Raw genomic sequence first — 11,953 nt, forward strand, 5'->3', positions numbered from 1 at the left:
CGCAAAGCCGCCCGCCCGCTACGGCGCTATGTGGGAGCGCGCGTCCGGGCGGCCTTGCTCTACCGAACTACACCACTACTGGGGACACGACCCTCGCCGCCGTCCGGGGGCGGAAGCCGAACCAATACAAAGCGGAATGGTCCAAACGAGATCTTCGTTGGCGGGAAGTACGACTTGTGCGAATCCAAATGTCGGGCGCAATGATTTGCGCCGAGTTCCCGTTCGGAATGGGGCAAGCGTCTGATGAATACGCTCATCATAACCTCGCGTGCTCGGTAGATTGCGGTATCTCGAAAGGAGCAGTTATGACGTGCAACTTGGCTGCTTGAGACGCGGCGGTCGACTCTGCGGGAGGTATTGGGCAGCCGGCTTGGAGTTGGCTTTGCTGAACCATCGCTTAGATGCAAACCGGCGAAGCAAGCTCTCCTGCAGCCGGAGGACACCCTAGAGATCGGATCGCCGGTGCAGGGAAATAGCCAGAGTGAGTCCGCCCGGTAGGTGGCGTAACCTCGCGAACACGCCTTGAGTTGAGGGGGTCTACTCCCGCGGTCGGCTCACATTGAGGGCATCGGCCATTCGGCTGAGCTCTGGAAGCGAACGCGCCTTCATCTTCCGCATCAGATTGGTACGATGCACCTTCACAGTGGATTCGGCGATTCCGATCTCGTTGGCGATCTGCTTGTTAAGACGACCGGCTACGACATAGAGCATGATGTCACGCTCGCGGGAGCTGAGCGTGTCGAACCGCTCCCTGAGCGCAGCCAATGTCCTCTCACTCTCCCGACGAGCACGATCGCGAGTGAGGCCGGCCTCAACTGCGTCAAGCAGGTCCTGATCACGGAATGGCTTTGTAAGGAACTCTATTGCGCCGCCCTTCATCGCTTGGACGGTCATCGGCACGTCAGCGTGCGCTGTGATGAAGATGATCGGCACTTGCCTGTTCGCGGCGGCGAGGTCGCGCTGAAGCTCAAGACCGCTTCGCCCCGGCATTCTCACGTCAAGCACTAGGCAAGTCGGGCCGTCCGGCGGATCGGCCTTGAGAAAGTCGGGAACAGATGAAAATTGTAGGGCCGGTAAGCCGACCGTCCGCAACAGCCGCACGACAGAGTCGCGAAACTCGAGATCGTCATCAATAACCAAGACGCTGGGATTTGCCTCACCCATTCTCGGCATCCTGTGCGGGGGCCCGCAGTCTCTCCTCTTATGGTATCATTCTAAGCTCAAGTCGGCGAGCTGAACAGGCATCTTTTGTCTGAACGGATAGCATGAAGCCTAAGCCATGGCTTAGGGGCGGGGTTATTGCATTGTCGGGGAATGTCTCCGACACTACAATTGCATGCAGGCGCGAGTATGCCGCCAGTGTGGTTGGAGCGCGGAAAGTGCCTGGAACCGGCAATGTTAAACGAAACGCTGATAGCAGTCGTCGACGACGATCAGCTCTATCGTGAGTCGATGCAAAAGCTCGTGGCTTCAATGGGCTACACTGTCGAGTCGTTTCCGTCAGCAGCGGCTTTCCTGGCGTCAAGCGCTTTGCCGCTAACAGGCTGCTTGATCGCGGACGTTCACATGCCGGGAATGAGTGGAGTGCAGCTGCACAAACATTTGGTCGATAGCGGCTGCGCGATCCCGACAATCCTTGTTACCGCCTACCCCGATGACGCCGTTAGGGACCGGGCTCTAAAGGACGGAGTTGCTTGTTACCTCGCTAAGCCGGTGGACGACCACCATCTTGAGCAATGCCTGCATTGGGCGCTGCAGTCAGGGACGTCGACTGGAGACAATTCATGACCCGTTGTCCGCAGGCAGCGTGAACTGAAACAGCGCGCCGCGAGGTTTGTTAGCTTCCGCCCACAACTTGCCCCCATGAGCATGGATAATGGAGCGGCAGATCGACAATCCCATTCCTGTTCCGGTGGGCTTAGTAGTGTAAAAGGCGTCGAAAACTCGATCAAGATCCTGCGTATCAATACCAGGGCCAACATCGCGTACGGCTACCACGGTGCCTATTTCGTCTTTCTGAGTGCTGATGAAAAGCTCTCTTGCTTCATCTTCGACAGAGCTCATTGCTTCAGTCGCGTTGATAATCAAGTTTAGCAAGACTTGTTGCAGCTGAATGCGATCCCCCCGAATCGGAAGAGATCCATCCGCAAGATGGGTTTGAACCGAAACTTCATTCCTTTGGGTCACGCTTTGTGCCAATAGGAGCACTTCGTTGATCGCCGCGTTCAGGTCAAAGCTTTCTTTTCGTGGTGGTGCCTTCTTGATGTGATCACGCATGCGCCCAACGATGTCTCTGGCGCGGTCCGCGTCCCGGACAACGCAACTCAGCGCTTCCCTGACTTCACCTAGATTTGGCGGATTCATTTCCAAAAACCGCATTCCGGCACGAGCATTGTTGCGAGCGGTTGCAATCGGATGAAGTATTTCGTGAGAGAGCGAGGCCGCCAATTCTCCCATCAGACTCACGCGGTTCATGTGGGCGAAATCCAACTCGAGCTGGCGCAGCTTTTCACGTTCGTCCTGCGCCCGCCTTCGTTCCGTGACGTCGACTGTTGTCGTGATGACCTCAGCCAGCGTGCCGCTTGGGGAAAACACGTGATGACTGGTTCCTTCAACCCATTTAATTGTATCATCAGGTAGAAGGAGCCTGAACTCGGAAATAAAATCTTTCTTCTGCAGCACAGCCTCCTGAACCGCCGCCCACACTCTGTCGCGGTCCTCCGGGTGAATGCGTTCCCACATACTTTGTCGACTTGGGAGCCCCTGTGTGGGATCAAACCCCCAGATCCTGTAGCTCTCGTCTGACCAATAGAGGTATCGCGTCGTTGTCGCGTCGTAGATCCAATTGCCGGTTCGGCTCAGTCTTTGTGCCTGGCTAAGCGCTTCCTCGACTCGCTTGCGCTCTGTCAGATCCAGAACGAACGCAAGGCGATCGCATCCGTCCTTGAACAGCGCGGCGCCAACAAGCACCGGGACGCGGCTGCCGTCTTTCCGAACGTACTCCTTCTCAAATGGCTGCGCGATGCCCGTCGAGTTTAGTTCAGCTTGGGTGAGTGCGTCCTGCTCGCGCCATTCAGGCGGAGTCAACTCGGTCCAGCGTACCCGACCTGAAACCAAGTCGTCACGGCTATATCTTATAAGACGTAGAAACGCGTCATTGGCCTCGAGAATCCGACCCTCGCGGTCAGCGATGAAGATGCCGATGATGTTTGCGTCGACCAAACGTCGAATCTTCTCTTCGCGATCCGCGAGGTCGTCATAGAGTCGCGAATTTTCGAGCGAGATCGCCGCCTGCGACGCGAGCACGGTCAGCAAGGCGACTCGATCGGGCGTAAACGCACGGGGAGTCAGATTATTCTCCAGGTAGAGAATGCCAGCCAGCTTTCCCTGGTTGATCAGCGGTAAACAGAGAATGGAGCGGAGATGACTTTCAACGATGTAGGGATCAGCGGAAAATGAATGGTGAGATGACGCATCATCTAGAATAACGCTTTGCCGCGTTCGCAGAACATATTGGAGCACCGATTCCGGCAGTACTGTCGAAGCCACGTCCTCGTCGCACAGATGCACGGTCACAACACCGCCGTCGGTCATAGCTTTGGCGGCGATCCGCTGCTCGGCCCCGCGCAAGAAAGTCAACAAGCCTCGTTCGGCGCCAGCCTGTTCAAGCGCCGTGCGCATAAGCATTTCGAGCAATTTCTCCAGCACTATCTCGCCCGATATGGCTTGCGATACCTTAATCACTGTTGCGAGGTCGAGTTGCTCGACAGACGCGGCGATTGTGCTCGTCGGAGCTGGGGCGGGCTCTTCCTTTCTGGGGCGCGGATACATCGCATCGAGTTGGCGTACCTTGCCATCCGCGCCCCAACGCAGGTAGCAATCCCTGGCGTTTCGCAGGTATAGGTGCGCGATTTGCTCAAAGCCGCACGCGGTGTAAAAGCGAGCCGCCAACTCGTTTGCGAGCGCTTCGTTATGAACAAAGCCATTTGTCTGCGCAGAACGGATGGCTTTTTCGTAAAGGTTCATGGCATCGAACTGGCGGCCTTCAATCCGGGCAATCTCCGCACCAACCAACGCGGCGCGGTCCTCGAAGTTTTCCGGGCAAGCCGTCGCCCAGACCGCGAGCTGTCGGTGGTGCGCGGCCAGCGCGCTGACATGCTCTCGCCATTGGCCAGCCGCCGCGTACGCGCAGGATGCTGCTCTGGAGAGCGCGCTGTAAAAGTGATATTCCGCGCATTCGAAAAAAGACGCCGATGTCGGCTGCAGCTGTTGCGCGTGCGATGACGCCTCGAGGGCACTTGAATAGTCGCCGGCAAAGAAGCGTGCCTGCAGCTTGCGTGTCCAATACGAGCCCGCGGCCAATGCCAAGTCTCGGTTTCTGCAGAAGCGCGACTCCAGTAGCAGTTCGTCAAACTGTCCGTCGTCGAAACAACCGAAGGTCGGCGTTAAGCCGCGAAGGGTCCGAATTAACCCAAGCTGGCCGGCGATGGAGTCGACCGCAAAGCCGAACTGTATGTTCCGAGCGAAAGCAAGTCCATGCTCGACGTCGACTTGCACCTTATCGAGAGGATCGCCCGACTTGAGAAGGTAGGTGTTCAGGTGGGTGTAGTAGTAAGCCGCAAAAGTGAGATCGCCAATTTGATTTGCGGTCTCAAACGCGCGCTTGAGCACATTGCGACCTTCCTGGACATGTTTCGTCCAGAACATGAGTAAATATCCAAAATTCAAATAGGTCCTGGCTTGAAAGCGCTTTAAGCCGCGCTGTTCGACCAGTTCATAACCGAGACGGCCGAATCGAAGTCCCATCTCGTAATCGCCAAATTCTGGTCCAGCAAGCCTGCCAAGCACTGCATAGGCGTAGCACGAGCCGTCACAATTGCCGCCCTCGAGGCTGAGATTGACGGCTCGACAGATCACCATCGAACGTAGTTTCGCATCCGTATAGTGTGCAGGCGGCCCCAGCTTCGTCAGGACATCGAGGGTCGCGAGTGATGTAGCATTGCTCATCAATGGTAGATCAATGAGGGTTTCTATCGTGCGTGAGCCAAGTTGGGACCAGATCCGTTCGTATTCCTGCCGGGCCTCGTTCTCCGTCGGGTGCGGCGACCAGTCGATGCCTAGGTGGCGGAGATAGTCGAGACCAACTGTGATCGCGCGGCTGCCCTGATCCAGGGTCGTGTAGAGATCCACCTGCAGGCAAGTGACGCGGGCTCGTTCGAGCGTCGTTTCGGCACGGGCCGACAGCACCGCCAATCGCCGCTCGGCTTCCACTAGTGCGCCAGTGAGGAACTCACATTCGGCCCGATGCAGTTCCAGCTCGAAGATCAGGTCGCGCTTGCGCTCCCAAGCGTCGTCCGGCAGCAGTGCAGCGCCGGAGAGCATATAATTGAGCGCCGAGACGTACGCAGTAGAGGCTTTGGCGCGCTCGCCCGCGAGCAAATTGAGTGCGGCGAGCCGTTCGCGCTCCTGCATCGAGGTCATTAAGCTTGACCCACGATTGAGCTGATTGACGATATCAAAGATTGCTTCCGGCCTTTCGGAGGGCGTGTTTGCCGCAAGCAGTCTTCCGATTCGAAGGTGCTCCTCGCCGCGCAATCCCTTGGGGATCAGCTCATAAGCAGCCTCCTGGACGCGATCGTGGACAAACCTGTAAGTGCCTGCCACAAGCTCGACCAGTTCCTGATGGCGCGCCGGCCACAGACACTTATCGATCCGCTCCTCCGACATCCCCAGGACCATCGAAAGTGCTTGGCTTTCGGCGGTGCTTCCAAGACAAGCGAGTTGCTTCAATGAATTCTGCGTCTCAGTCGGCAGGCGCGTGAGCTTCCCAACCATAAGATCGACGACGTTATCGGTGTAGCCCTTGGCGTAGATGCGGTCGATATCCCAGGACCAGCGCGCGCCTTCGTGGTCGAATGTGAGTAAACCTTCCTCGACGAGCGAAATTAGGAATTGGACGACGAAAAACGGATTGCCACCCGTCTTCAAGCGCACCAGCTTCGCAATCGGCGCAGCGCGCTCGAATTCGCAGCGAAGAGCGTCCGCAACAAACTCCTCGACATCCTCTAGGCTGAGCGGCGCCAGCTTGATCTCCACGACTCTTCCGCCGGCCACCTTGATGTCGTGGAGCTTTCTCATTAGCGGATGGGTCGCGGCAACTTCGTTATCGCGATAGGCACCAATCAGCATGAGGTGCCGCAAATCTGAACGCGTCAGCAGGTCCTCAAAAAGATCCAGGGTTGCCGCATCGAGCCACTGCAGGTCGTCGAGGAAGAGCGTCAGTAGATGGTCGGGTCGCGCAAATGCGCCAATGAAGCGCCGAAACACGAGCTGAAAACGACTTTGTGACTGTTTTGGTGGCAGCTCAGGAACCGGCGGTTGGTCCCCTATGACTAATTTGAGCTCGGGTATGAGGTCGATCATGAGCCGCCCGTTCGAACCCAGCGCCTCTAGAAGGTCCTGGCGCCAGCTCGCCAACTCGGTGTCGCCTTTGCTGAGGAGAGGCCGGACGAGACCTTGAAAAGCCTGCACCAGTGTCGCGTAGGGGACGTCTCGCTTGTACTGCTCGAACTTGCCAGATGTGAAAAGGCCGCGCGGCGGCACTAGCACCTTGTGGAGTTCGTCAACGACTGAGGATTTGCCTATGCCCGAGTATCCTGAGATCAGCACCAACTCCGGCATTCCAGTCTTTATGATCCGATTGAAGCAGGAAAGTAGCGCCGCGATCTCACGATCTCGCCCATACAGCTTCTCGGGTATCAGCAGCTGGTTCGGCGCGTCCTGCAGGCCGAGCGGGAATTCATCGCAGTGGTGGTGCGCTTCCCATTCCGCCAAACAGCGTCGCAGATCTCGTTCGGCTCCGCCGGCGGTCTGGTAACGATCCTCCGGTGTCTTGGCGAGAAGCTTCATGATGATCGCCGAGACAGGAATCGGGACACTCTTTAACCGCTCCCTTGGTGGAACCGGCTTTCTGGCGATATGGCAGTGCACCCACTCCATCGGATCGGTGGCTGTTAAGGGCAGAACCCCCGTGAGCATCTGGTAAAGGGTGACGCCGAGGGCGTAGAGATCGCTGCGAGAGTCAATCGATCGATTCATCCGTCCGGTCTGCTCCGGCGCCATGTAGGCGAGCGTACCTGCGATCGTCTCGGGAGGAGAAGGCGACTGACGTTCCCGCGCAAACCGGGAGGCGATGCCGAACCCGGTTAGCCGCACCTCCCGGGTTGCTTCGTTGAGCAGCAGGTTGGCCGGCTTGATGTCTTTGTGAACGAGCCCGCGCTGATGAAGCTTCCCCAGAGCAGACGTAACGGCGATTGCCAAGCGCAAGAACCGTTCTACCTCTAAGGGCTTACCCAGCAAATGGCCGAGCGGCTCGCCACCTACATCATCGAGCACCAGCACGATCCGACCGGCACCGCGCATCAGGTCGAGCGGCTGCGCCGCCCATGCCCCCTCGAGTTCATCTTTCAACTCGTATTCGTGCGCCAGGCGATCGAGTGTTGAGGGGGACGGGTGGTCGGCGGCAGAGGTAACAAGCAGGACGGCGGTCCGGTTGCCATTCTCGTCCAGTCGCCAGCCTCGGCTGAACACGCGCTCGCCGTCCTCCCACAACACCTGAGAGCTACCGTCCAAGCGGGTGACGTTCACTGCCTCACCATCTTCAGACCCAGCGTGGGGCATCGGCTTGAGTTCACTGATCAAGCTGTTCGCGCTCCACACGCGGGGCGTCTCTCAGACATAGAGAAATGTACTCCGTCGTCCGTGAAATGCCATCCGCCGTTGGTCTTGCCAAGTAAAGGGAACGCCGGTCCTTCTTCATTTTAGCAACAAAGCGGGATTTGTCCGGCCTTTGACGCCACTGCGGCGGCCGCATAACGCAAAGTCAGGCGCCAAAACGTCGCGGAGAAGGAGGCGATTTGGAACCGAGAGTTCCGTAAGGCCAATGTTGCTGGAACGCGGGCCGCAATCTCGCGGCTAGGAAGACATGCCAACCGCTCCGGCTGACGGCCACTGGCAACTGCAAGGAGATATGCGACGGGTCCGTCAACCGCACTGAACGAGGATCTACAACTAACCGTCTCCCGCGCCTCGGGTACGGGCGAGACCTGGCGCTGATACGCGGCTCCAATCAGATACGCCGTCCGGCAGCTCCGACCAAGACTCGGCTGGCCGCTAATGTTGTGCTCGCTGATAGTCCGGGGTGCTCCCGGAGTGGAGAGTGCGAGCCGCATTGCGGAATAAATTCGCGAGGATTGTGGCGCCGCGGGACGGGGGCAATCGTATGGTCGGAGCGGACGAACGCTAGTTGTTTCGAGTGCCCTAAGCTTTCGGATCATCGTCCTGCTCCCTTTTGGGTGCCCGAGCTCAACCCGTGCTTAATTGAGACGCTCGGGGCAATCCCATTAGTTTTGGCGCACTAGAAAATCACACCGATCAAAGGAGACTTGAATGCCTCATCGTCTGCCAGAAACTAATTCTCTCACGAGACCTGCCATTCTGGAGTCTGATCATGCGAAGAACCACAGTTCTCGTCGCCTCTGCTCTAATCAGTGCGTTTGCTAATTCGGCGCTTGCGGCAGGGTCCACCTTAGACAGGGATATCAACGCTGCTCCTACGGTCACAGCTGTCCACAGCAAAGCCGCTAATACGGCCGAGACAGGGAAAGCGTGCCGCGTTCACGTGACCTCATTCTATGAGTCCATAATGCTACGGCAAGCTGTTGCTGATGGTGCCGACGGCGCGTGGGTGTTAGCTACGCTCGATTCCGTGATGAATATTTTCAATAATCTCGGAGTGCCAAAATGCGGCGGCTGAACCTGCCGGTTATCTGACCCACGACAATCCGCAGGGGCTGCTGATGATCATTTTCCCACTTGCCACCGCGTCGATATGGTTTGAGACCGCCATGGCAGTTCACTCAATCTCCAACACTACACTCCACAATTTGGTCGCAGGTCCCACGATCTTTATCTGCGACGAGTGCGTCGAGCTCTGCAGGGACGTTATCCGTGAGGAGCACAAGTCCCCGCTAGTGAAGTCGTGCGACGGTATTCCGACGCCGAAGGAAATCTGCGAGGTGCTGGACGATTACGTCATCGGGCAGAGCCATGCGAAGAAGGTCCTGTCGGTCGCGGTGCACAACCACTACAAGCGCCTCAACCACCAGACCAAGCACAACGACGTCGAGCTCGCGAAATCGAACATCCTGCTGATCGGTCCGACCGGCTCGGGCAAGACGCTGCTCGCGCAGACGCTCGCCCGCATCCTGGACGTGCCGTTCACGATGGCGGATGCGACGACGCTGACCGAGGCCGGTTATGTCGGCGAGGACGTCGAGAACATCATCCTGAAGCTGCTCCAGGCCGCCGACTACAATGTCGAGCGCGCCCAGCGCGGCATCGTCTATATCGACGAAATCGACAAGATCAGTCGCAAGTCCGACAATCCCTCGATCACGCGCGACGTGTCGGGTGAGGGCGTGCAGCAGGCGCTGCTGAAAATCATGGAAGGCACGGTGGCTTCGGTCCCGCCGCAGGGCGGCCGTAAGCATCCCCAGCAGGAATTCCTGCAGGTGGATACCACCAACATCCTGTTCATCTGCGGCGGCGCGTTCGCCGGCCTCGAGAAGATCATCTCGGCGCGCGGTCGGTCGACGTCGATCGGTTTCGCGGCCCAGGTGATGGCGCCGGAAGACCGCCGTACCGGCGAGATCTTCCGTCACGTCGAGCCTGAGGATCTCCTGAAGTACGGTCTCATCCCCGAGTTCGTGGGACGTCTGCCTGTCGTCGCGACGCTCGAGGATCTCGACGAGACCTCGCTGAAGAAGATCCTGACCGAGCCGAAGAACGCGCTGGTGAAACAGTACCAGCGGCTGTTCGAGATGGAGAACATCGAGCTGACCTTCGCCGACGAGGCGCTTGGCGCGGTCGCCCGCAAAGCGATCGAGCGCAAGACCGGCGCGCGCGGGTTGCGTTCGATCCTCGAGGCGATCCTGCTCGAGACCATGTTCGACCTGCCGGGCCTGGAAGGTGTGCAAGAGGTCGTGATCTCCCGCGAGGTCGTGGAGGGCACGGCGCGTCCGCTCTACATCTGCGCCGATCGCTCGGGGCGCACGGTGGGAAGCCGCGCTATAGCGTACTAGCTCGACCCGGGCCGAACGACTGACGCCTACAACATCCGATCCGTTACTTGTTCTTACCCCCTCGTTTGCTAACTGCACCGGTGCCCAAATCGACGTTAACGAACCTTAATCGCTAAATAGTACGATAATGTGCCATGATAGGAGTGAAACGTGGGTGAGATCATTCTATTTGCATCAAAGTCAGAGCGAGAGCGAGCTCGCCTTGTTCGAGAAGCTCGAGCAATCTATGACAGCGTCTTCCCGCCGTCTGAATGCGCCTGCGACCAGCCGGACAATGCATGCGCAAGCCACATGCGCGTGGGCGCAGACATCGATCGCGGCGATGGGGGCGTATCATGATCGCGATCATCGCCGTACTCTGCAGCCTTTCTTCTCCAGCAAATTGCCACGAGCAGACCGTCACCACCTCGAACTTCGCTGACATCTCGATGCAGTCCTGCCTGATGGGGGCACCGCAGCTTGCCGACTGGATGAATCAGCATCCGACCGAGCGCCTCGCGGCATGGCGCTGCGTGCTCGGCAAAAAGGATGGCAGGGGCGCTTAGGGTCCCCGGGCCGATTTTGCTCCTCAGATAGGTTCCGCGACTCCGCGCTCGATCAGCGAGGACTCAATTTGCTTGGGTCCAGGCGGGCATGAGGAAATCCGCCAGGACTGGGATGAGATAAGTGCGGCCGAGCTCGACCAAGGCGGTCATGATCAGTTTTCTGATCGGAGTGAAGTATTCGCCGTAGGCGGCAGCTAACCGGTCACGTCAGCGACAGACCACCTGCGCGCCGGCCGTGGCTCTTTGGCCATCTCCAGTGACGATGTTGATGCACACGACGCCGCGACGATGTCATGCCCCCTGGAGTAGAACGATCTTCGAGCTAATGATGCCTGTGCCGCCGATCACTATCTCCACAGGTTACTTTCCCTCGACGGTCGCGGGACGTTCACATTGTTTCGATACGCCACCGAGGAGCTGCCGGCTCTTCCTGGCACGTCCAGTAGAAAGTAAAGAAAACAAACTTCGTAAACGCGCCCATGGAAGCTCCCACCGTCGCGGTTGAGGCGTCGCGAGTAAATTCGATGGCATGGACCGCTTCCGCCCTACGACGAAAGACCCTCGCTCCTCTTAAGTCCTAAGGGGGTTATTTGATGAGCGCGGTAAGCGCCTTGTCATTGGTGTCGAGGCAGTAGGCAGCGAGCAGCCTCGCGCCTGAACTCACATCAGCGCGGGGCGGCCATCGATAAGGCTGCGCTACGCGGCGGTCGAGATAATGGCTCGGATCTTCGCGGACTTTCTACCTCTGGGTATCGGCCGGCCTTTTTCGGAGCCGGCACTTATGCCCCGATGGGCTTCACACCGTACTTTTGATAGTAGGTACTCCTGATTTCGTCCTGACTTCGAGGAGGGCAGGCGAAGACATGGGCTGGAGATAGCAACGGGCTGATTGAAGTGGTTTCGATTTTGACAACGTGATCGACAGGATACTCTAGGCCATTCGTCGCCCGAACCCAGTCGGCGATCATTAAGGACTCGCCATCTTCTGGCGGCAGTATCAACGCACGGCCCTTGAATCGGTAGCCGCGCCTCTGGAAGATGTCGACTACGTTAATTTCGACAGCGGGATTGCGCTTCAAGTTCAATATCGTCCGAGGCGAGGCGATGTCGGCGAAGTATAGAACGCCGTTTCTCACCGTCAAAGACGCCTTCGGGGAAAGATTTGGCGTTCCATCCTCGTTGACTGTCGCCACAAACGACAATATCGCTTGTTTGATGATTGCCTCCATGTCGGCAGTGATTTCAATCATAGATACCATCTCCTTG

General features: G+C 58.1%; 7 protein-coding genes. 4 read left to right on the top strand and 3 right to left on the bottom strand.

The genetic code is table 11. The features are described 5' to 3' along the window. Positions 1 to 537 precede the first annotated feature (537 nt). A complete protein-coding gene (locus XH88_RS22125) occupies positions 538 to 1,164 on the bottom strand; it encodes a response regulator transcription factor (protein ID WP_271670413.1) in 627 nt (208 codons plus the stop codon). Positions 1,165 to 1,395: 231 nt separating this feature from the next. Between XH88_RS22125 and XH88_RS22130 the strand changes: the two genes are divergently transcribed. After that, a complete protein-coding gene (locus tag XH88_RS22130) occupies positions 1,396 to 1,788 on the top strand; it encodes a response regulator transcription factor (RefSeq protein ID WP_271670414.1) in 393 nt (130 codons plus the stop codon). Here XH88_RS22130 and XH88_RS22135 read toward each other — a convergent pair. After that, on the bottom strand, positions 1,783 to 7,680 hold the full coding sequence (locus XH88_RS22135; protein ID WP_271670471.1) for an AAA family ATPase: 5,898 nt from the start codon (positions 7,678 to 7,680) through the stop codon (positions 1,783 to 1,785). The genes XH88_RS22130 and XH88_RS22135 overlap by 6 nt on opposite strands. A gap of 1,226 nt (positions 7,681 to 8,906) precedes the next feature. Between XH88_RS22135 and clpX the strand changes: the two genes are divergently transcribed. The 3 genes from clpX to XH88_RS22150 all read left to right on the top strand — a co-directional run bounded on the left by clpX (position 8,907) and on the right by XH88_RS22150 (position 10,687). After that, positions 8,907 to 10,142, top strand: a complete 1,236-nt coding sequence (clpX, locus tag XH88_RS22140) for an ATP-dependent Clp protease ATP-binding subunit ClpX (RefSeq protein ID WP_271670415.1) — start codon at positions 8,907 to 8,909, stop codon at positions 10,140 to 10,142. A gap of 150 nt (positions 10,143 to 10,292) precedes the next feature. Further along, positions 10,293 to 10,481: a hypothetical protein gene (locus XH88_RS22145; protein ID WP_271670416.1), complete on the top strand. Its 189-nt coding sequence runs from the start codon at positions 10,293 to 10,295 to the stop codon at positions 10,479 to 10,481. Further along, the gene (locus tag XH88_RS22150) at positions 10,478 to 10,687 is read left to right on the top strand and encodes a hypothetical protein (protein WP_128935376.1); all 210 of its coding nucleotides are present in this window, start codon (positions 10,478 to 10,480) and stop codon (positions 10,685 to 10,687) included. Before XH88_RS22145 ends, XH88_RS22150 begins: the two co-directional genes overlap by 4 nt. Positions 10,688 to 11,466: 779 nt before the next feature. On the opposite strand, the gene XH88_RS22155 is transcribed toward XH88_RS22150, so the two are convergent. Next, a complete protein-coding gene (locus XH88_RS22155; protein ID WP_271670417.1) occupies positions 11,467 to 11,937 on the bottom strand; it encodes a pyridoxamine 5'-phosphate oxidase family protein in 471 nt (156 codons plus the stop codon). Positions 11,938 to 11,953 lie beyond the last annotated feature (16 nt).

It is taken from the genome of Bradyrhizobium sp. CCBAU 51627, from assembly GCF_028128765.1.
Lineage (GTDB): Bacteria > Pseudomonadota > Alphaproteobacteria > Rhizobiales > Xanthobacteraceae > Bradyrhizobium.